Annotated in this window: 21 protein-coding genes; 11 read left to right on the top strand and 10 right to left on the bottom strand. The window is 64.1% G+C overall.

Going from position 1 to position 20,793, the window contains the following annotated elements:
- Window positions 1–6: 6 nt before the first annotated feature.
- The 6 genes from AC0L21_RS33155 to AC0L21_RS33130 all read right to left on the bottom strand — a co-directional run bounded on the left by AC0L21_RS33155 (window position 7) and on the right by AC0L21_RS33130 (window position 4,632).
- The gene (locus AC0L21_RS33155) at window positions 7–774 is read right to left on the bottom strand and encodes an ABC transporter ATP-binding protein (RefSeq protein WP_473265872.1); all 768 of its coding nucleotides are present in this window, start codon (window positions 772–774) and stop codon (window positions 7–9) included.
- Entirely contained in the window at window positions 767–1,711 is a 945-nt protein-coding gene (locus AC0L21_RS33150; RefSeq protein ID WP_473265871.1) for a branched-chain amino acid ABC transporter permease, read from the bottom strand. The genes AC0L21_RS33155 and AC0L21_RS33150 overlap by 8 nt, the downstream gene beginning before the upstream one ends.
- Window positions 1,708–2,625, bottom strand: coding sequence for a branched-chain amino acid ABC transporter permease (locus tag AC0L21_RS33145; RefSeq protein ID WP_473265870.1), 918 nt, complete (start codon window positions 2,623–2,625; stop codon window positions 1,708–1,710). Before AC0L21_RS33145 ends, AC0L21_RS33150 begins: the two co-directional genes overlap by 4 nt.
- Window positions 2,626–2,937: 312 nt before the next feature.
- Window positions 2,938–3,156 carry a hypothetical protein gene (locus AC0L21_RS33140; RefSeq protein ID WP_027514447.1) on the bottom strand — a complete coding sequence of 73 codons (219 nt, stop codon included), beginning with the start codon at window positions 3,154–3,156 and terminating at the stop codon, window positions 2,938–2,940.
- Window position 3,157: 1 nt separating this feature from the next.
- Window positions 3,158–3,817, bottom strand: coding sequence for an acyl-homoserine-lactone synthase (locus AC0L21_RS33135; RefSeq protein WP_473265869.1), 660 nt, complete (start codon window positions 3,815–3,817; stop codon window positions 3,158–3,160).
- Between the two features lie 86 nt (window positions 3,818–3,903).
- Window positions 3,904–4,632, bottom strand: coding sequence for a helix-turn-helix transcriptional regulator (locus AC0L21_RS33130; protein ID WP_473265868.1), 729 nt, complete (start codon window positions 4,630–4,632; stop codon window positions 3,904–3,906).
- Window positions 4,633–4,797: 165 nt separating this feature from the next.
- Between AC0L21_RS33130 and AC0L21_RS33125 the strand changes: the two genes are divergently transcribed.
- The 9 genes from AC0L21_RS33125 to AC0L21_RS33085 all read left to right on the top strand — a co-directional run bounded on the left by AC0L21_RS33125 (window position 4,798) and on the right by AC0L21_RS33085 (window position 13,845).
- Window positions 4,798–4,974, top strand: coding sequence for a hypothetical protein (locus AC0L21_RS33125; protein WP_007597932.1), 177 nt, complete (start codon window positions 4,798–4,800; stop codon window positions 4,972–4,974).
- A 325-nt stretch (window positions 4,975–5,299) separates the two neighbouring features.
- The gene (locus AC0L21_RS33120; RefSeq protein WP_473265867.1) at window positions 5,300–6,238 is read left to right on the top strand and encodes a LysR family transcriptional regulator; all 939 of its coding nucleotides are present in this window, start codon (window positions 5,300–5,302) and stop codon (window positions 6,236–6,238) included.
- Between the two features lie 143 nt (window positions 6,239–6,381).
- The gene (locus AC0L21_RS33115; protein ID WP_473265866.1) at window positions 6,382–7,260 is read left to right on the top strand and encodes a shikimate dehydrogenase; all 879 of its coding nucleotides are present in this window, start codon (window positions 6,382–6,384) and stop codon (window positions 7,258–7,260) included.
- A 57-nt stretch (window positions 7,261–7,317) separates the two neighbouring features.
- Window positions 7,318–8,448: an ABC transporter substrate-binding protein gene (locus tag AC0L21_RS33110; protein ID WP_473265865.1), complete on the top strand. Its 1,131-nt coding sequence runs from the start codon at window positions 7,318–7,320 to the stop codon at window positions 8,446–8,448.
- 169 nt (window positions 8,449–8,617) lie between these two features.
- Window positions 8,618–9,493 carry a branched-chain amino acid ABC transporter permease gene (locus tag AC0L21_RS33105; RefSeq protein WP_007615760.1) on the top strand — a complete coding sequence of 292 codons (876 nt, stop codon included), beginning with the start codon at window positions 8,618–8,620 and terminating at the stop codon, window positions 9,491–9,493.
- The gene (locus AC0L21_RS33100; protein WP_473265864.1) at window positions 9,490–10,488 is read left to right on the top strand and encodes a branched-chain amino acid ABC transporter permease; all 999 of its coding nucleotides are present in this window, start codon (window positions 9,490–9,492) and stop codon (window positions 10,486–10,488) included. Before AC0L21_RS33105 ends, AC0L21_RS33100 begins: the two co-directional genes overlap by 4 nt.
- Window positions 10,485–11,228, top strand: coding sequence for an ABC transporter ATP-binding protein (locus tag AC0L21_RS33095; protein ID WP_473265863.1), 744 nt, complete (start codon window positions 10,485–10,487; stop codon window positions 11,226–11,228). Before AC0L21_RS33100 ends, AC0L21_RS33095 begins: the two co-directional genes overlap by 4 nt.
- A gap of 11 nt (window positions 11,229–11,239) precedes the next feature.
- Window positions 11,240–11,977, top strand: a complete 738-nt coding sequence (locus tag AC0L21_RS33090) for an ABC transporter ATP-binding protein (RefSeq protein ID WP_473265862.1) — start codon at window positions 11,240–11,242, stop codon at window positions 11,975–11,977.
- Window positions 11,974–13,845, top strand: coding sequence for a bifunctional sugar phosphate isomerase/epimerase/4-hydroxyphenylpyruvate dioxygenase family protein (locus AC0L21_RS33085; RefSeq protein ID WP_473265861.1), 1,872 nt, complete (start codon window positions 11,974–11,976; stop codon window positions 13,843–13,845). The genes AC0L21_RS33090 and AC0L21_RS33085 overlap by 4 nt, the downstream gene beginning before the upstream one ends.
- A 199-nt stretch (window positions 13,846–14,044) precedes the next feature.
- Here AC0L21_RS33085 and AC0L21_RS33080 read toward each other — a convergent pair whose 3' ends face one another.
- Window positions 14,045–15,217, bottom strand: coding sequence for an ABC transporter substrate-binding protein (locus AC0L21_RS33080; RefSeq protein WP_473265860.1), 1,173 nt, complete (start codon window positions 15,215–15,217; stop codon window positions 14,045–14,047).
- 307 nt (window positions 15,218–15,524) lie between these two features.
- Between AC0L21_RS33080 and AC0L21_RS33075 the strand changes: the two genes are divergently transcribed.
- Window positions 15,525–16,787 (top strand): NAD(P)/FAD-dependent oxidoreductase, encoded by a 1,263-nt coding sequence (locus AC0L21_RS33075; protein WP_473265859.1) that lies wholly within the window; start codon window positions 15,525–15,527, stop codon window positions 16,785–16,787.
- A 167-nt stretch (window positions 16,788–16,954) separates the two neighbouring features.
- Here AC0L21_RS33075 and AC0L21_RS33070 read toward each other — a convergent pair whose 3' ends face one another.
- The 3 genes from AC0L21_RS33070 to AC0L21_RS33060 are packed head-to-tail and all read right to left on the bottom strand — an operon-like array spanning window position 16,955 to window position 19,779.
- Window positions 16,955–18,166, bottom strand: a complete 1,212-nt coding sequence (locus tag AC0L21_RS33070; protein WP_473265858.1) for an ABC transporter substrate-binding protein — start codon at window positions 18,164–18,166, stop codon at window positions 16,955–16,957.
- 57 nt (window positions 18,167–18,223) lie between these two features.
- A complete protein-coding gene (locus tag AC0L21_RS33065; protein WP_473265857.1) occupies window positions 18,224–18,547 on the bottom strand; it encodes a 2Fe-2S iron-sulfur cluster-binding protein in 324 nt (107 codons plus the stop codon).
- A gap of 11 nt (window positions 18,548–18,558) precedes the next feature.
- Window positions 18,559–19,779: a cytochrome P450 gene (locus tag AC0L21_RS33060; protein WP_473265856.1), complete on the bottom strand. Its 1,221-nt coding sequence runs from the start codon at window positions 19,777–19,779 to the stop codon at window positions 18,559–18,561.
- Window positions 19,780–19,862: 83 nt separating this feature from the next.
- On the opposite strand from AC0L21_RS33060, the gene AC0L21_RS33055 reads away from it, so the two are divergent.
- A complete protein-coding gene (locus AC0L21_RS33055) occupies window positions 19,863–20,369 on the top strand; it encodes a MarR family winged helix-turn-helix transcriptional regulator (RefSeq protein WP_473265855.1) in 507 nt (168 codons plus the stop codon).
- Window positions 20,370–20,793 lie beyond the last annotated feature (424 nt).

The following is a 20,793-nucleotide window of genomic DNA, read 5'->3' as shown; positions in this document are numbered from 1 at the left end:
CCTTTTTCAGACATGGTGCGTCACCACATGCGCCTCGCCGAGATAGGCGCGCTTGACATCCTCGTTCGCCCGGATCGCGGCCGGATCGCCGGAGGCGATGACGCGACCATAGACCAGCACCGAGATGCGGTCGGCGAGCGCAAACACCGCCGGCATGTCGTGCTCGACCAGCACGATCGATACCTCTTTGCGCAGCTCCTGCAGCAGCTGCACCATGCGCTGAGATTCGGTGACTCCGAGGCCCGCCATCGGCTCGTCGAGCAGCAAAAGCTTCGGCTTGCTTGCCAGCGCAACCGCCAGCTCGATCTGGCGACGCTCGCCATGACTGAGCCTGGACACCAGCACATCGGCACGATGAGCGAGACCGACGCGGTCGAGCGCGGCATGCGCGGCATCGCGCAGGCCCTTCTCCTTGCGTGCATTGGCGAAGAAGCGGAACGAGGTGCCGGCATGCGCTTGCGCCGCGAGCGCGACATTGTCGGCGGCGGTGAAATCGAGCAGCAGGGAGGTGATCTGGAACGAACGTGCCAGGCCCAGCGCGCAGCGGCGATAGGCCGGCAGATAGGTGATGTCGCGCCCCGCCAGCAAGACGCTGCCGGAATGCGGCTCCAGATGCCCGGTGAGCTGGCTGATCAGCGTGGTCTTGCCGGCGCCGTTCGGGCCGATGATGGCGTGCAGCTCACCCGCCGCGACGTCGAGCGAGACGTTGTCGGTCGCAATGATGCCGCCGAAGCGGCGCACCAGCTTGTCGACGCGGAGCAGCGGTTCAGCCACGGTTGAGCCTCCCGAGCAGGCCCATGATGCCGCCGCGGCCGAACAGCACGATCAGGAGCAGCAGCGGGCCCATGATCAGCGCCCAGTATTCGGTGAGCTGCGACAAGAACTCTTCCAGCAGCAAATACACCACCGCGCCGATGACCGGACCGAACAGCGTGCCCATGCCCCCGAGGATCACCATCACCATGAGGTCGCCGGAACGCGTCCAGTACATCACGGCCGGGCTGACGAAATCGGTGTTGTTGGCGAGCAGCGCGCCGGCAAGGCCGCACATCATGCCCGAGATGACGAAGCAGACCAGCTGGTAGCGTTTCGAGGGAAAGCCGATCGCCTGCATGCGCTGCTCGTTGGAGCGCAGGCCCTGCAGGACGAGACCGAAGCGCGAATTGGCGATGCGCCAGATCAGGAAGACCACGCCGAACAGGCAGGCGAGGCAGAGATAATAGAACTGCGTGCGGTTCGACAGATTGATCAGCCCGGAGAAGTCGCTGCGCTTGTACACGGTGAGGCCGTCATCGCCGCCGTAACGCGCCAGCCCCGAGGCGACGTAATAGGCCATCTGCGCGAAGGCGAGCGTGATCATGATGAAGTAAACGCCACGCGTGCGAAGCGAGAGCGCGCCGATCACCAGCGCGTAAGTCGCGGACGCCGCGAGCGCGACGGGAAACTGGATGAAGCCGCTTCCCACGCCTTCCTGCGCCAGCATCCCGACCGCGTAACCGCCGATGCCGAGATAGGCGGCATGGCCAAAACTCATCATGCCACCAAAACCCATGATGAGGTTAAGGCTCGCGGCCGCCAGCGCCAGGATGACGATGCGCGTGAACAGCGTCAGGATGAAGACGTTGCCGGAAGCTTGCGAATAGAGCGGGAGCAGCACGAGGCCCGCCAGCATCAGGGCCGTGACGGCCTTGCTCACAGTGAAAGCCTTCATCGGCGGTTGGCCGGAAACAGCCCCTCCGGACGTACCACCAGCACGATCGCCATCAGCAGATAGATCAGCATGGACGACAGCGCGGGCGCGGCGGTGGAGGCGGCGGCGCCGCTCAGCACCTGCCGCAACAAATTGGGCAGGAAGGCGCGGCCGAGCGTGTCGATCATGCCGACGAAGATCGCGGCCAGGAACGCGCCGCGGATCGAACCGATGCCGCCGATCACGATGATGACGAAGGCGAGGATCAGGATGTTCTCGCCCATGCCGATCTGCACGGTGAGGATCGGCGCCTGCATCAATCCGGCAAGACCGGCGAGCGCGGCACCGAGGCCGAAGACCAGGGTGTAGAGCAGCTTGATGTTGATGCCGAGCGCACCGATCATCTCGCGATTGGAAGCACCGGCCCGGATCAGCATGCCGATGCGGGTGCGCATCACGCCGAGATAGAGCAGCAGCGCAACCAGCAGCGCCACGACGATGATGGCGAGGCGATAAGCGGGATAGTGAATGCCCGGCAGGATCGGCACCGGCACGGTGAGCCATGCCGGGAGCGCCAGCGCAAGCCCGGCCGGGCCCCAGATCAGCCGCACGGCTTCATTGAAGAACAGGATCAGGCCGAAGGTCGCGAGCACATGGTCGAGATGGTCGCGTCCATAGAGATGCCGCAGTGCGGTCATCTCGAGCACGATGCCGAGCACGAGCGTCGCGCCGAGCGCCAGCAGCGCGCCGAGCAGGAAGCTGCCGGTCCAGGCTGCGAAGGTCGCGGCGAAATAGGCGCCCATCATGTAGAGCGAGCCGTGCGCTAGGTTGACGAGATCCATGATCCCGAACACCAGCGTCAGGCCGGCGGCGAGTAGGAACAGCAGCAGGCCAAACTGCAATCCGTTCAAGAACTGTTCGACGACGAGCAGCATCAAAACTCTTTCAGGCGCACGCAGGTTCGCGCCGATGTTCGAACACGGTCGCCATCAGTGAAAGAGCTCCCCCTGCCTCTACAAGGCGGAAAAATGGGTAATGGCAGTATCGTTCCGAGGCAAGAGCGATTCGACACCCAACATGCACTTTGTTGCATGCCGATGCATGCGATCGATCCTGGCCCTGTAATTTGCCCTGCAAGAAGACTGCCGCGCAGGATGGGTCAACCTGCCGCACCCAAAGCGGATCACCCTCCCTCCGTTGCCGGAGAGAGGGTGTGAAATTCGTCGCAACGTATGGGATGGAGACGCCTAGTGCGACGTCATCTGCCGGGGAAGGTCATCCGGCTCGGCAAGCACGCTATTGGCGGTCGAGGCCTCCAGCGCCGCCATCCGGAACAGATAGGCGAGCGTCGCCAGTCCGGTGTCTTCCGCCATCTGCGCGAGCTCAAGCGCCATGTCGGACATGTAGCCGAGATTTTCGTCCTTGATCTGAGCCATGATCTGGCTGTCCCGCATCATGTTCGACATCTCAGGCGCTCTTTCGTTGCGCGGCAGCGAGGCCGCAGAGGTTGGCAAGGGCTATGCAATCGATACGCGGACCGTCCTGATGCACGACGTTTGTCATCCCGATACGGTCACACACGGCATCCAGCGACTCTTGACGGATCTCGATCGTGGCCGCCATCGTCCAGGAATTCTCGACCAGCGCCGGCAATCCCAGCGGCGTGACGATGAATCCGATCTCGTGGAAGCGCGGCAGCCACCAGGTCTCCATGACAAGACAGAGACGCTCGATGCCCTGATCGAGACAGAACTCCTGTGCCGCTGCCATCAATTGCCAATTGAACGCGCCGTCGCGGCGCTCGCGCGAAACGAAGAAACGTGACCACTCCCATACCAACGGGTTCGAGGGGCAACCGCGCACTGCAGCGAGATGCGGGAAGACCTCGCTCATCATCGTCGGCTTGGTGGTAGGATACAGGCGGGAGCCGCCGAGCACCCGGCGATTTTCGAGCGCCAGCAGGTAAACCGCGTCCTCATTGTCGTAGGTATCGACCTCGCGGCGATCGGGCTTGCGCAGCGCCTCCCATTTCCGCTCCTCGACAAAAATCTCGTGACGCACCCTGAAATGTTGCTCGAGAACGTCCTCGTAGAGGTGCCGGTTGGCGGCAGAAATCACATGAATCATTTATTCCCCCGTTGTTCGAAATAAGGGGAACACTCACGGAAAGCGGCCAAAGCGACTACTGGGAAATTTCCCAGTAGGCGCGGATTTCAGGGGGTGATGATTCTGTGGCGGATTGCGATCGCAACCGCATGCGTCCGGTTGACGGCACCAAGTTTGCGCGCGGCAGTTGCGAGATGCTCTTCGGCGGTGCGCTGCGTGATGTGCAGGATCTCACCGATTTCCCAAGCCGACTTGCCCTGCGAAGCCCAGGCGAGCACCTCGCGCTCGCGCGGGGTAAGGCGCATCGATCGATGCGGCGCCGGATCGAGCAAGCGGCGAATGTGATCGAAGCCGTACATGCCGATCAGGTGCAGCGCCGGCTTGCTGCGCGCATTGAGATCGAGGTGAACGCCACCGAGCGAGACGCCGGCCTCGTAGCCGGTCAATCCGTGGATCGGCACGACGAAGCCGCGCGACATACGGAAATCGGCAGCGCGCCGCATCACCTCTACCGCGCCCGGCTCCAGCTCTGGATCGTACGGCGCCTCGGACCACTCGAAAGGGTTCACCGTCTGCCGGCATTTGCGGATCACGGGATCGACGCGGTCGTAGCCTTTTTGGGTATAGAGGCTGAACCACTCTGCCGGCCACTTCTTGGCGAGCACCATCTGGGAAAAACGCTGATCGGGATTCGGCAAGCCGGTTACGATGATGTGCTCGAAGCCATAGCGCCCGAACGCGGTCGCAAGCGCATCCATGACGTCCGGAACCTTGGTATAGGCTCCAAGCCCCTCAATGAAGTCGAGCGCTTCCCGGCCATAATCCACGGCGGACATCGGTGCGTTTCCTGACCCTTGCTATTGGTATAGCACGTCCTGGCGACTGCCTCAATTCACCGCTTCCGTAGTTTCCCGGTATCTCATTGACCCCGAAGGCTTAATCTACTTGTGGAAGAAGTGACGTCAAGTTACACCTACAATGTCTGAAGCGGGGAAACCACGATGGAAGACGAGGACATCGCCCTCAACAGCGTGCTCGGCCTGGAACTCAACCGCGTATTTTTCGCCGTCCGCGAAACGGCAAACAAGCAAAAGATCATCGAGTTCGCACGCGGGGTGCTGCAAAGCGAGCGCAGCAAGCCGGCCGAGAGCGCCTCGCCGGACGGACCGGCGAGCTAGCACGCAATTGCCGTGAGCGCACGAACGGTCCGTTCGGTGCCATGCCTTGCTCTGATCTGAACCGAACGCGAATGTTTCCTTCCTTCTCCCCTTGTGGGAGAAGTGGCGTAGGCGGCCTTCGACCGCCGTTCTTAAAACAAAACGCCGATGCTTCGGATCGGCCATGGCGCCGGATGAGGGGTTGTTTCCACGCGTTCAAATGCGCGAGGCTCGCACGGGGAGAGAACCCCTCACCCGTCTCGCCCTATCGCGGCGGTCCACCCTCCCTCACAAGGGGAGAGGGAAACGCAGCGCCGCCAACGATGATCATTCGGATACCCAGAAAATGATGACGCTGCGCCAGGTTGAAGTGATCCGTGCCGTGATGGTGACGGGCACTATCGGCGGCGCGGCGAAGCTGCTGAACGTTTCGGCGCCGGGCATCAGCCGCCTCGTCAAATACACCGAGCGCTCGCTCGGCATCCGCTTCTTCCAGCGCCAGAACGGCCGCTATTTCCCGACGCCGGAAGCCGAGAACATCTTCGAGCAGATCAATGGCGTCTACAAGAAGGTCGACGACCTCTCCGAGATTATCTCCAAGATCGGACGCGGCGGATTGTCGGAGCTGCGCATCGGCTCGGTGCCGAGCATTTCGCAAGTCATGGTGCCGCGCGCAATCGAGCGGGTCCGGCGGCGCTATCCGGATTTGGGCATCGATATCAACATTCTAAAGCTCGAGGAAGCCATCGACTACCTCATGCTCGGCCGCGGCGAGTGCGTGGCGATGAGCTACCGCCTGGAGCATTCCGGGCTCGACTTCATGCCGCTCGCCTCGGGCGAGCTCTATTGCATCGTGCCGCCGGGCCACGAGCTCGCCGGCCGCAAGCAGGTCTCCGCCGCCGAGATCACCCGCTATCCGCTGATCGGCATCGATCCCAACGATCCCTACGGGCGGATCATGGCCGAGATCTTCGCGCGCCACCGCCTCGAGTACAACATCACCATCCGCGCCCGCTTCGGCACCACGGTCTGCGCGCTGGTGAAGGCGGGGCTCGGCATCGCCATCATCGACCAGTTCACGGTGGCCCATGGGGGCTATCCCGGCATCGAACTGATCAAGATCACCGAGCCGACGCGATTCGAGACCTATATCGCGGTGAAGCGCGGCGCGCCGCTGTCGCTTCATGTCGAGTATTTCATCGAGTCCCTGCGCGCGGAGATGCGCGCGGTCGAGCCGTCGCGGGGCAAAGGCAGGGCCGCGCCGCCACGGGGGCGGAAGAGATAACATTATGTTAGGTTTGCAGGACAAAAGGGTAATTGTGTTAGGCCGAGGAAAGGCTATCGTTGCCAGGGGAAGCCCCTTGGAATTGAGCGGATTTCCCCGCTAGTGGCCGGGACCAAACGCTCCCAACGAGACGATAGCGAACCATGTCAAAGCGCGGACCTGCCGCATCCAAAAAGCTCCTGACCGGCCTGATCGGCGCACCCATCGCGCATTCCGCCTCCCCCGCCATGCATGAGCGCGCCGCGGAGGGGCTTGGCCTGCGCGGACATTATCAGCTCATCGAAGTGGCCGGCGCCGGCTCGGCCGAGCTCGCCATGATGCTGGAAGGCGTGCGGCGCCTCGGCTTTGCCGGCGTCAACGTCACGTTTCCGTACAAGGAGGCGGTGGTCCCGCTGCTCGATGAACTGGCACCGGGCGCGGCCGCGATGGGGGCGGTCAACACCGTCGTCGTCAGCAACGGCCGGCTGATCGGCCACAACACCGACACGACGGGCTTTGCGCGCGCCGTCGCGCCGCTGCTGGCGGCCTCTGGAAACGCGGTCGCCGTGATCGGCACCGGCGGCGTCGGCAAGGCAATCGCCTTTGCGCTGGCGAGCCTTGACGTGACCGACATCCGCATCTTCGACAGCGAGCCGGCACGCGCCGAAAAACTCGCCGCGCTGCTCGTCAAGCAGGGTGGCGCCAGGGTCGCCGCAAGCGTCGAGGACGCGCTCGACGGCGCAACCGGCCTCGTCAACGGCACGCCGGTCGGCATGCTGCCGAACCGGGAAACGCCGGTCGCGCCGACGCTGTTGCGTCAAAACCTGTGGGTCGCCGACGCCGTCTATTCGCCGCTGATCACGCCGCTGCTGGCGGCTGCCCAAGCCAAGGGCGCGCGGATCATGACCGGCCGGGAGCTTGCGATCTACCAGGCCGCCGACGCTTTCGAACTGTTCACTGGCCTTGCCCCATCCACCGAGATCATGGGAGAGGCATTCGACGAGGTGATGGCGGCACGAAGCCCGGCCTATCACGCAGCGTAACCGAAGCGGCCGGACACAAGGCCGCACGTAACATCAAAAGAAATCGGAGGAGAGACCATGAAATCGACCATTCTGGCGGGCGCCCTGCTTGCCTTCGCGACTGCATCCAGCGTCCACGCCCAGGCGATCAAGCTTGCCGACGTCGCCGAGCTGTCCGGCGGCGGCGCTACCGTCGGCACCAACTGGAAGAACGGCATCGATCTCGCGATCGAGGAGATCAACGCCAAGGGCGGCGTGCTCGGCCGCAAGCTGGAAGTCACTCATGCGGATTCGCAATCCAACCCGGGCGTCGCGCGCGCGCAGGTGCAGAAGGCGCTCGACGCCGAGCCCTATCTGCTGCTCGGACCCGGCTATTCCGGGTCCGTGAAGGTGACCGCGCCGCTGGCGGCCGAGGCCGGCATCGCGCAGATCATGGGCGGCGAAGCCGCCGAGCTGACGCAAGGCGGAAACAAATTCCTGTTCCGCACCTCGTTCGGCCAGCAATCGTCGATGCCGAAGGTCGCCAAATACATTCACGACGACATGAAGGCGAAGTCGGTCGCGGTGGTCTGGGTCAACAATGATTTTGGCCGCGGCGGTCGCGATGTCGTCGTCAAGGAGCTCGACCGTCTCGGCTCCAAGGTCGTCGCCGATCTCTCCACCGAAGCGGGTCAAGTCGATTTCGCCGCCGACGTCGGCAAGATCAAGGCCGCCAATCCCGACGCCGTGTTCGTCTATTTGAACGAGGAAGAGAGCGCGCGCATCCTCAAGGAGCTGAAGCGCCAGAGCGTCACCGCGCCGCTGATGGGCGAAACCACGCTGATCGGGCAGAAGGTGATCGAGCTCGCGGGCGATGCCGCCAACGGCACGCGCGGCCATGTCGGTCTCACCACCGATGCGCCGGTCGACCTGATCAAGGCGTTTCGCGACAAGTTCGCGAAGAAGTACAATTACGTGCCCGACCATAATGGGCTGAAAGGCTATCTCGCCGTCTACATGGTGAAGGCCACCACCGACAAGATGGGCAAGGTCGATTCCAAGGCGTTCGCCGACACCCTGCACGGCCTGACTATCAAGGCCGCCGACGAGCCGGGCATCCTGATGGACGTCACCTTCAGCGACACCGGCGACATCGACCGCCAGAGCTTTCTGGTCGAGGTGGTCGAAGGCAAGCAGATCGTGAAGCAGGTGCTGCCGAAGGTGAAGTGAGGTGTTCTTCGCCTCTCCCCGCGTGCGGGGAGAGGTCGGAATTTGCGCAAGCAAATTCCGGGTGAGGGGGAGCCTCCACGAGTCCAACTCTCAGCGACCTCGCGGAGGCTCCCCCTCACCCCGACCCTCTCCCCGCAAGCGGGGAGAGGCAGGAGAGAGAGAGGGGAAAATGTCCAATCTGTTCGATCTTCTGGTCGCGGGACTTGCCACCGGAGCGATCTATGCGCTGGTCGCGGTCGGCTTCACGCTGCTGTGGCAGACATCGCAGACCATCAATTTCGCGCAGGGCGAGTTCGTGATGCTGCCGGCGTTCCTGATGCTGGCGGCGATGCATGCCGGCGCGCCGTTCTGGCTCGCGATCATCCTCGGCATCCTGCTCTCGATGCTTTTGCTCGGCCTCGCCTTCAAGATGCTGCTGGTGGATCCGATGATGCGCCACGGCGTGCTGCCGCTCGCGATCGCGACCATGGCGCTCGCGATCGGCCTCAAGGAGGCCGTAAAGCAGTTCTTCAGCGCCGAAGCCTCACCCTTCCCCTCGATCGTGCCGACCGGCGACGTCTCCATCCTCGGCCATGCCGTCTCGCTGCAAAGCATCGGCGTCCTCGTCCTCGCCATCCTTGCCGTCTTCGGCCTGACTGCGCTTCTCAACCGCACCTCGCTCGGCCACCAGATGCAGGCGGCGGCGCAGAACCCGACGGTGGCGCGCATCATCGGCGTCCCCGTCGAACGGATGATTCTCCTGACTTTCCTGATCAACGCATTCCTGGTCGCTCTCGCCTCGCTGTTGATCACGCCGATCTACCTCGCGAAATTCACGTCCGGCGAGGTGCTGGGCCAGGCCGCCTTCATCGCCGCGATCGTCGGCGGGTTCAACCAGGTACGCGGCGCGATCGCAGGCGGTCTCCTGATCGGCGTGCTCGACAATCTCGCGGCCGCCTATGTCTCGACGCAGTACCGCGCCGCCGTGCCGATGATCTTCCTGATCGCCGTCATCCTGTTCCGGCCGCAGGGCTTGCTCGGCCGCGCCGAGGAACGCACCGTATGAGCGGCTTCGCCAAACCTCTCAAGATCGCGTTCGGCCTCGTCGTCATCGCTGCGCTGATCGTTGCCCCCATGAACTTCAACCGCTACGGCCTGTTCATCCTGAGCCAGTGGGCGGTGATGGCCATCGCCGCAATGGGCCTCAACCTCACGCTCGGTTATGCCGGCCAGGTGTCGCTGGCACAGGGCGCCTTCGTCGGCATCGGCGCTTACGCCGCGGCGATCATGACCACCCATGGCTGGCCGCTGCCGGCGGCGATCGTCGTCGCGATGGCCTTGAGCTTCGCGGTCGGCTGGGTGCTCGGCTATCCGGCGCTGCGGGTCCAGCACCACTACCTCGCCTTCGTCACGCTCGCCTTCTCTACGCTGGCCTTCCTGGTGTTTCGCAACGAGAGCTGGCTCACCGGCGGCATCTACGGCATCTCCAACATTCCGCGGCCCCATATTTTCGGCATCGCGACCAACAAGCCGCTGCCGTTCTACTATGTCTGTCTCGGCTCGCTCGCGATCGTGTCGCTCGCAGTGTGGTGGCTGATCCGCTCGCCCTGGGGCCGCGCCTTCATGGCGCTGCGCGAAAACCCGCTACGGGCGCAGTCGCTAGGCGTTGACACGCGACGCTATACGCTGATGGCGTTCGCGATCGGCTCCGCGCTCGGCGGGGTCGCCGGCGCGCTCTACGCGCCGCTGACGCAATATATCGATCCCGTGCCGTTCAACCTGTCGCTCTCGCTCGACCTCCTGATGATGGTGATCGTCGGCGGCGCCGGATTCTTCCTGGGTCCGTTCCTCGGCGCGATGATCGCGGTGCTGCTGCCGGAATGGCTACGCTTCACCGAGGGCTATTATCTGATGCTCTACGCGATCGCGGTGATGGGGCTGCTGATCTGGTCACCGACCGGCATTTTGGGAATCCTCGACCGCTATCTCGCCGAGCGCCGAACCAAAGCGGCCTCGGCTCAGCGCGCCGTCGCAAAGTCCCGGCTGGAGACGGTGCAATGAGCGCTGTCCTCGAAGTCACCGACATCAAGAAGAATTTTGGCGGCATCAGCGCCGTCGGCGGCGTCTCTTTCGACGTCCGCGAGGGCGAGATCCTCGGCCTGATCGGACCGAACGGCTGCGGCAAGTCGACCCTGTTCAACTGCATCCTCGGCCAGCTCACGCCGAGCGGCGGCGAGGTCAAGCTCGACGGCAAGGTCGTCACGGGCTTGCGCCCCGCCGAGCTCAACAAGCTCGGGGTCAGCCGCACCTTCCAGCTTCTGCAGGTGTTCCCAAAACTCTCGGTGCGCGAGAACCTGATCCTCGCAGGCCAGGAGCACCAGGGCAGCATGGCCTCGCGGCTGGTCGGCCGCTCCGATGCCGGACTGACGGAAGCCGCCAACCAGATGATCGGCTTTTTCAAGCTCGATCATCTCGCCGACGAGCCGGCCGGCGGTTTGTCCTATGGCCAGCAAAAACTGCTCGACGCCGCCATGGCCTTCATGGGCGGACCGCGGTTGGTGCTGCTCGACGAGCCCGCCGGCGGCGTCAACCCGTCGATGTTGACGGATTTGAAGGAGCGGCTGGTGGCGATCAACTGCGAGAAGAACGCCACCTTCGTCGTGATCGAGCACAACATGGAATTCGTGATGTCGCTGTGCTCGCGCGTGATGGTGATGGCGGAAGGCAAGGTGCTGGCGATGGGACGGCCCGACGAGGTCCGCAAGGACCCTGCCGTGATCGAAGCCTATCTCGGACACTAGGGAGAGCCATCATGAGCGATCCGATCCTTTCGGTTCACAATCTCGTCGGCGGTTACGGCAAGATGACGATCCTGAACGGCACCACCTTCGCCGTGCCGCAGGCCACCATCACCACCATCATCGGCCCGAACGGCGCCGGCAAATCCACCGTGTTCAAGGCGATCTTCGGCCTGCTCAAGCTGCGCGAGGGCAAGATCAACTTCGCCGGCCGCGACGTCACCCATTTGAGCCAGCGCGCGCTGCTCAATGCCGGCATCTGCTACGTGCCGCAGGGCCGCAACATCTTTCCGGAGCTGTCGGTGCGCCACAACATCGAGCTTGGCGGCGTTTCGGCGGGCAAGGGCATCGACCTGCGGAGCCGGATCGAGGCCGCTCTCGACCTGTTCCCGGCGCTGCGGCGGAAATCGACGCAGCAGGCCTCCACGCTGTCCGGCGGCGAGCAGAAACAGCTCGAAATCGCCCGCTCGCTGCTGCTCGAGCCGAAGCTCGTGCTGATCGACGAACCCTCGATCGGCCTGTCACCGCTGATGGTGCAGCAGACTTTCGATATCCTGAAATCCCTGCGCGACCGCGGCGTCACCATTCTGATGATCGAGCAGAACGCACGCTCGGCGCTGGAGATTTCCGACATCGGCATCGTGCTCGAACTCGGCCAGACCCGCATGATCGACGGCGCGAAGCGCATTTTGAATGATCCCCGCATCGGACAATTGTTCCTGGGCGGAGCGATGGAGGACAACGCAGCATGACCAAACGCTCGATCGCAACGGTCTCTCTCTCCGGCGCCCTCGACGAGAAGCTCCGCGCCATTGCAGCCGCCGGCTTCGACGCCGTCGAGATTTTCGAGAACGATCTGCTGTCGTTCGGCGCCGGCCCGCGTGACATCGCAAAGCTCTGCCGGGGCCTCAATCTCGAGATCTGTGCGTTTCAGCCGTTCCGCGATTTCGAGGGCATGCCGGAGCCGCAGCGGTCGCGCAACTTTGCCCGCGCCGAACGCAAGTTCGACCTGATGCAGGAGCTCGGCACCGACCTGCTGCTGATCTGCTCCAACGTGTCGCCGGCCTCGCTCGGCGGCATCGACCGCGCCGCGGATGATTTTCGCGAGCTCGGCGAGCGCGCGGCCAAACGATCTTTGCGCGTCGGCTACGAGGCATTGGCCTGGGGACGCCACGTCAACGACTACCGCGACGCCTGGGAGATCGTGCGCCGTGCCGATCACCCCGCGATCGGAATCATCCTCGACAGCTTTCACGCACTGGCCCCCGGCTTTCCGGTCCGCGCGATGGCCTCGATCCCCGGTGACAAGATCTTCCTGGTCCAGCTTGCGGATGCGCCGAAGCTCGAGCTCGACATCTTGTCGTGGAGCCGGCACTTCCGCTCCTTCCCCGGCCAGGGCGATCTCCCGGTCGGCGAGTTCATGGCGGCGATCGCGGCGACCGGCTACGCCGGGCCACTGTCGCTGGAGATCTTCAACGACCAGTTCCGCGCCGGCTCGGCCGTGCAGACCGCGGTCGACGGCCTGCGTTCGCTGATCCTGCTGGAGGACCAGCTTGCACCGGATTGGCCAAAGCTCATCAGCGAACCCTTGGCGCCCAAGCCCAAAAGTGGAGGCACGGGATTCATCGAGTTTGCCGTCAACGAGACCAAGGCCGGCGAACTCGCCCGCCTGCTTTCGCAGCTCGGTTTCCGAAAGACCGGCAAGCATCGCAGCAAGGCGGTAGAGCGCTGGTCGCAGGGCAAGGTCGAGCTCGTCGTCAACTCCGAGACCGACGGCTTTGCGCATTCGCACTACGTGACGCATGGCCCCGGCGTCTGCGCCATCGCGCTCGATGTCGACAATGCCGGCCTTGTTATGCAGCGCGCCGAGACACTGAAAGCGCGCACCTTCTACCAGCCGGTCGGACCGGGCGAGTTGGAGATCCCCGCGATCCACGGCGTCGGCGGCAGCCTGCTTTACTTCCTGGACCAGGCCGGCAAGAACTGGGACACGGATTTCGAACAGGTACCGAGCGACGCCGGCGCCGACGCCCTGCTCGCCGTCGATCACATCGCGCAGTCGATGCCCTATGACGAGATGCTGTCGTGGCTGCTGTTCTACACCGGCATCCTCGACCTCGAGCGGCTGCCGCAGATGGAGATCGCCGATCCCAGGGGCCTCGTGCAAAGCCAGGCCGTCATCAACGGCGACCAAAGCCTGCGCTTCGTGCTCAACGGCTCATCCGCTAACCGCACGCTGCCGGCCCGCTTCATCTCGGAGTTTTTCGGCTCGGGCGTGCAGCACGTCGCGTTCACATGCCGGGACATCTTTGCGGCGGTCGCGGAGATGCGCAAGCGCGGCGCGGATTTCCTGGATATCCCCGACAATTACTACGACGACATCGAAGCCAAATACGACCTCGCACCCGAGCTGATGGCCCAGCTGCGCGCCAACCACATTCTCTACGATCGCGAAGGCGACGGGGAGTTCTTCCAGGTCTATACCCACATCTTCGACGAGCGCTTCTTTTTCGAGATCGTGGAGCGAAGGGACTATCAGGGATTCGGCGCGGCCAATGCCGGCATCAGGCTTGCGGCGCAGGCCCGAGAGGTGCGGCCTGTGAGCATGCCGCGGGTGTAGAATCTCTCCACGCCGTCATTGCGAGGAGCCTTGCGATGAAGCAATCCAGAATTCCTCCGCGGAAAGATTCTGGATTGCTTCGCGGCGCTCGCAATGACGTGGTGAGAACGTGAGAGTTCGGCGACTGGGCAGCTCGTAGAGACGGCCCCTCACCCCTATCCTCTCCCCTTAAGAACGGGGAGAGGGAGAAGCAATCAGCTCACTTCATCGGGCACTTGTCGTGGAAGCGGTCCTGGTCGGCCGTGACGATGGTGGCGGCGGTCTTCAGCGTAAGCTCGCCCCCGGCGCCCTTCACCACGTCCTGCAAATAGAAGTTCTGGATTGGGATGTGGTTGTTGCCGTATTTGAAAGGGCCGCGCAGCGACTTGAAGTTGGCCTTCTCCATCTCGGCTTTCATCGCATCCTTCTTGCTGGTGTCGCCGCCGACGGCGACCACCGCGCTATTGATGAGCTGCGCCGCGTCATAGGCCTGCGCACCGTAATAGCTCGGCCGGGCGCCCGGATATTTCTTGCGGTAGTCGGCGACGAACTTCTTGTTCTGCTCGTTCGGGAGGTCGTTCACCCACTCCTGCGCACCAGACACCCCGAACGCATTCTCCTTCTGCAACGGCAACGTCGTCTCGTCGACAGTGAAGGCGGTGTAGAGCGGCATGGTGCTCTTGAGGCCGGCCTGGACATATTGATTGAGGAACTGCGCGCCGGCCGCACCGGGATAGAACACGAAGATCGATTCGGCGCCGGAGGCACGGGCTTTCGCCAGTTCGGCGGAGAAGTCGAGCTGGCTCGGCCAGACCGTATACTCCTCGCCCTTGATCTCGCCTTTGAAGGTGCTCTTCACGCCCGAGAGCATGTCCTTGCCCGCAGCATAGTTCGGGCCGATCAGGAACACGCTCTTGACGCCGTTCGCGTTCATGTAGAGGCCCATGGCCGCCGGCGTCTGGTCGTTCTGCCAGGAGGTCGAGAACACATAGGGCGAGCAGAGCTCGCCGGCGAGCTGGGACGGGCCGGCATTGGCCGAGATCAGGAAGGTCTGCGAGTCCACCGCGGTCTTCAGCGAGGCCAGCAGCACGTTCGACCAGATGTAGCCGACGATGAAATCGACCTTGTCGGACTGCACCAGCTTCTCGGTCTTCTGCTTGCCGACGTCGGGCTTCTGCCCGTCGTCCTCGTAGATCACCTCGACCGGCTTGCCGTCCATCTTGCGGCCGAGGTGATCGAGCGCGAGCTCGAAGGAGTTGCGCATGTCGTTGCCGATCACGGCGGTCGGGCCGCTGAAGGTCGAAACGAACCCGATCTTGATGGTGTCGCCGGCGAATGCCGGGCCTGCCAGCACCAGCGCCGCTGCGCCCGCCAGCCAGAATGCCGTCCTCATAACCACTCCCCTCCATATTATTATGCCCGGAAGCGGGGTGATTGCCGCCCCGGGTCATCTCTATTGAACGCAAAATCTGTCGCGCCGCCAATGGCTCAGCGCCCGCCCCTGCACCATATTTCGCCGCGATCGGCGATAGCAAGAAATATAATTCTACTTACTTCGGATGAGGCTGCGGCGCTTTTTCGCGGGATAGCGATACACTCGATATCCTTAGCCTATCCGTCCATTGATGACGGCTATTGGACCGCCACGCCCAATCCGCACTTAAATGAGAGAATAGAGCAGCGAGATTCGAGGGCGCATCATGACCACGACACCGCATCGCGTCGTCATCGTCGGAGCCGGTTTCGGCGGGCTGGAGACGACCTACCGGCTTGCCGGCAGCCCGGTCGAGATCACGCTGATCGACCGTCGCAACCATCATTTGTTCCAGCCGCTGCTCTACCAGGTCGCCACCGCCTCGCTCGCCACCAGCGAGATCGCATGGCCGGTCCGGCACCTGATGCGCGACCGGCGCGATGTGACGACGCTGTTTGCGACCGTCAGCGGCATCGACGCCGGCAGGCGCTGCGTACTGATCGACGACGGCAGCGAGGTGCCTTACGACACGCTGGTGCTCGCCACCGGCGCGCGGCATGCCTATTTCGGCCACGACGAATGGGAACAGTTCGCGCCAGGCCTGAAGACGCTGGAGGACGCGACGACGCTGCGCCGTCACATCCTGGTGGCGTTCGAGCGCGCCGAGCGCGAGACCGATCCCGAAAAGCGCGCGGCGCGACTGACTTTCGTCATCGTCGGCGCCGGCCCCACCGGCGTGGAGCTCGCTGGCACCATCGCCGAAATGGCGCACCACACATTGCCCGCCGACTTCCGCAACATCGACACCAACAAGGCGCGGGTGGTGCTGATCGAGGCCGGCCCGCGCGTGCTCGCAGGCTTTCCCGATGATCTCTCGGCCTATGCGCAGGCCTCGCTGGAAAAAATCGGTGTCGAGGTCGTGCTCGGACAGGCCGTCACCGAGATCAATCGCGAGGGCGTAGTGTTCGGCGGCAAGCTGCTCGAAGCCAAGACACGAATCTGGGCCGCCGGTGTGCGCGCCTCGCCCGCGGCCGAGTGGCTGGGCGCACCGGCCGATCGTGCCGGGCGCGTGCAGGTCGAAGACGATCTTACCATCCCCGGTCATCCCGAAATCTTTGCGATCGGCGATACCGTCTTGATCAACGCCTGGGACGGCAAGCCTGTGCCCGGCATCGCGCCGGCCGCCAAGCAGCAGGGCCGCCACGTGGCCGAGACCATCAAGGCGCGGCTGCGCCAGGAGCCGACCGGCCCGTTCCGCTACAAGCACTCCGGCAGCCTCGCGCAGATCGGCAAGCGGCTCGCGGTGATCGACTTCGGGCGCATCAAATTGCGCGGCACCATCGCGTGGTGGATCTGGGGCATCGCCCACATCTACTTCCTGATCGGCTTGCGCCACCGCCTCAGCGTCGCGTTGAGCTGGCTTTGGATCTACGCCCGCGACCAGCGCGCCGCGCGGCTGATCACGCAGGGAAGCAGCAAGGTGGTGTAGGTTGTTTCCTTCTCCCCTTGCGGGAGAAGGTGGCGCGAAGCGCCGGATAAGGGGTTCTCTCCAGTCGCAAGACCATTCGTGAGGATAGAACCCCTGACCCGCCTTCGCTCACGCGAAGCCACCCTCTCCCGCAAGGGGAGAGGGTGCAGCTACGCTCTTGGCTACGATCACTTCACCAACCCGCAGCCACCCTCCGCCAGCGGTCGAAACGCCTGCTCCGCGGAGATCGTCGAGACCAGCTTGTAATAGTCGTACGGATATTTCGACTCCTCCGGCTTCTTCACTTCGAACAGATACATCGGATGCACGACGCGGCCATCCTGGCGGATCGTGGTGTCGCCGAACAGCTTGTCCTTGCCCTTGAACTTCTTCATCTCGGGCACGGCATCCTTGGCATTGTCGCTGCCGGTTGCGGCGACCGCGTTGAGATAAGCCAGCGTGGAGGCATAAACTCCGGCCTGGTTGCCGCTCGGCATCTTGCCGTTCATGCCGGGCCGCGCGGCGAACCGCTTGGCGAAGGCACGGGTGTCGTCGTTCATGTCCCAATAGAAGGCCTCCATGAGCTGGAGGCCTTGCGCGACCTTGATGCCCATGCCGTGGACGTCGTTGATGAAGAGCAGGAAGGCGACGAGCTTTTGTCCGCCCTGCTGGATCCCGAACTCGGCCGCTTGCTTCACCGCGTTGATGGTGTCGCCGCCGGCATTGGCGAGCCCGATCACCTGCGCCTTCGAGCCCTGCGCCTGCAACAGGAACGACGCGAAGTCGGACGTGCCGAGCGGATGCTTGCTGGATCCGATCACCTTGCCGCCATGCGCCTCGATGTATTTCTGGGCTTCCGTCTCGATGCCCTTGCCGAGCGCAAAATCGACCGTGAGGAAATACCACTCCTTGCCGCCGCGCGACACCATGGCGGCCGCCGTGGTGTTGCCGGTCGCCCAGGTGTCGTTGACCCATTGGATGGTGTTGGGCGAGCAGGCCTTGCCGGTGAGATCGGAGCTCGCGGTGGACGATGCGAGAAACGTCATGCGGCTGTCGCGCAGCAGCGTGTTGATGGAGAGGCCAACGGCCGAGTTCGGCACGTCGACGATGGCGTCGACGCCCTCGACATCGAGCCATTTGCGCGCGATGGCGTTGCCGACGTCGGCCTTGTTCTGGTGATCGGCATAGACGATATCGACCTTGATGCCTTTGCCGCCGCCGTTGAAATCCTCAGCGGCCATGCGCGCGGCCTCGACCGAGCCCATGCCGTTGGTGTCCTGGAAGATGCCGGAGATGTCGTTGAGCACGCCGACGCGCACGACGTTGTCCGAGATCTCGGCATTTGCCGCGCCGCCAATCAGGCTCGCCGCCAACGCAAGCGTCCACTTCAGATGTCTCATGGTTCCCTCCCCTGTTCGATGTGATGCCGCGCCGGTCGTTGCCGGCACGTTGAAGACTCAGACTTGCCGCTCCGGCAGTCTCAGCACGAGCCCGTCCAGCGCGGGCGTGATGTGGATCTGACACGACAGGCGGCTGTTCGGCAGCCGCTCGGTCGCGGTGCCGTCGAGCAGCGCGTCCTCGTCATCGGCCACTGCCGGCAGACGCGCGAGCCAGGTGTCGCCGACATAGACGTGGCAAGTCGCGCACATGGCGTTGCCGCCGCATTCGGCCAGAATGCCGTCGAGGCCGTGACGGGTGGCAGCCTGCATGGCGCTCTCGCCGACGCTGATTTCGATACGTTCGGACTTGCCGTCGGGATGAATGAAGGTGATGGCGGGCATAGAACTCCTCGTCAGGCCGGAGTGATGGTCACAGGCAGGCTGTCGAGCCCACGCAGCGTGTTGTTGAAGCGGCGCTTCGGCTCGCCGGTGATTTCGATCGCAGCGATGCGCTTCGCCAGTGCGGTCAGCATCACCTCGCCCTCGAGGCGCGCGACGAGCTGGCCGACGCACATGTGGATGCCGGAGCCGAAGCCAACATGGCCGGAGCTGCGACGCGTGATGTCGTAACTGTCGGGCTTGTCCCAGCGCCGCGGATCGCGATTGGCGGCGGCGAGGAACATCAGCACCTTCTCGCCCTCGCCGATCGTTGCGCCGGACATGTCGACCTCGCGCGTGGTGGTGCGGAAAAACGTCTGCACCGGGCTCTCGAAGCGGACGGCTTCCTCGAAAGCGTTGCGCGCCAGCGTGAGATCGTCGCGCAAGCGTTGCCACTGGTCGGGGAAGCGCGCGAGGCAATAGACGGCGGCGCCGATGCCGTTCACGGTGGTGTCGAGGCCGGCGGACAGCAGCGAGCGCACCAGCAGCGGCGCCTCGGTCGCCGTGATCTCGCCGTCGTCGACACGGGCGTGAATGCAGGCGCCGAAGCCGCCGGGCGCGAGATTGTCGCGCTGGCACTGCTCGGTGACATAGGCCTGGTGCGGCGCCGAGCGCGCGATCGCGTCCTGCCGCAGCTGGTTCGGCGGGCCGAACGCGTTGAAGACGAGGCTCGCATAGGGGATGAGATGCTCGCGGCCTTCGGGCTTCAAGCCCAACGCATCCGGGAAGATCGAGAGCGGATAGGCCTCGGCGAGATCGGTGATCGCATCGAAGCTGCGCTTCTCCAGCAGAGCATCAACACGTTGCTCCGCCGCCGCCGCAAAGCGGTCGCGCACCTGCTTCATCACGGTCGGCGACAGCACTTTCGACAGCACCGCGCGGGTGCGGGTGTGCGCGGGCGGATCGGCTTCGAGGATCAGGCTCGGCGGCCGCCACGGCGTCTCCTTCTTGAAGTCGGAGAGGCCGACGCCGCGGCTGGAGCAGAAGGTCGCGGGATCATTCAGCACGGCATGAACTTCGGCATAGCGCGCCACGCCATAGACGCTCCACTTGTCGAGATAGACGACAGGTCCGGCCTCCCGCAACAGCTCATGCGTGGGATAGGGATCGGCGAAAAACTCCATTGCGAAAGGATCGACGTCGAGATGCGGGACAGGCGACGAACCGGTGATTTCCGGGGAGCTGGAAGTGCTCATGGAAGTCCTCCCTCATTTTGAACTTGTGAAAGGGCGGCGCTTACTCTTAGGTCTCCAGACACGCCGCGAGACAGAATCCCGACATGCCGCCGTCTTCGACCAGAGCCCGCCAAAAACCTGCGCCCGCCGAAACGGGACCGACGCTCGATCTCGACCGCTACGTCCCGGCGTTCATCACCTTCATCGCCAACAAGCTCTCCAACAGCGCCACCGCGTTCTATCAGCGGCAGTTCGGCGTCAACGTCACGGAATGGCGGATCATGTCGTTGCTGGCGATCGAGCCCGGCATCCCCGCCTCGCGCATCTGCCACGTCATCGGTTTCGACAAGGGCCCGGTGAGCCGGACGCTGGCCGGCCTGGAAAAGCGGGCGCTGATCTCGATCCGCACCGATCCCAACGACGGGCGCACCCATTCGATCGCGCTGACCGCGAAGGGCCGCGCCATCCATGACAAGGTGATCGTCGCGGCATTCGAGCGCGAACGGCGCCTGTTGTCCTGCCTGGACAAGGACGAGCGCGAGGTGCTGATCGACCTGTTGCGCCGCCTGCACGAGAATCTCGGCGCGGTGACCGGCGGCACCGAGACCTGACGGACCCCGCACCGGACGCCGACCTCTGTCACGTCCAGGCATGCGCCGGCGTTCGCCCGCGGCACCCTCTCTGCCGAGCATTATTCCCTCCGATCCGACGCGGCGGTTCCTCCCGCCGTCATCATAGTCTGGAACGGTTCGCACAAATTAGTTGCTTAGGCAACAAAAGAATCATGCAGGATAATGCGGCAGGGCAGCTGGCATATCGCGAGCTGTCTCTCTCCCTGTCCCCGTCCTTCACGGGGAGAGGGTGGGGTGAGGGGCTGTTTCCGCAGATGAGATGATCGGGAGACCTGTACCCCCTCCCCCCGGGGGGGGGCGCCCCGCGGGGCGGGGGGGGGCGGGGGGGGGGGCCCCCCCCCCCCCCGCCCGCGGGGGGGGGCGGGGGGCGGGGGCGCGAGGCACTGGCACCAGAACAGCGCCC

This window comes from Bradyrhizobium sp. WSM4873 (genome assembly GCF_055811355.1).
This window is presented reverse-complemented; position numbering and strand designations above follow the sequence as displayed.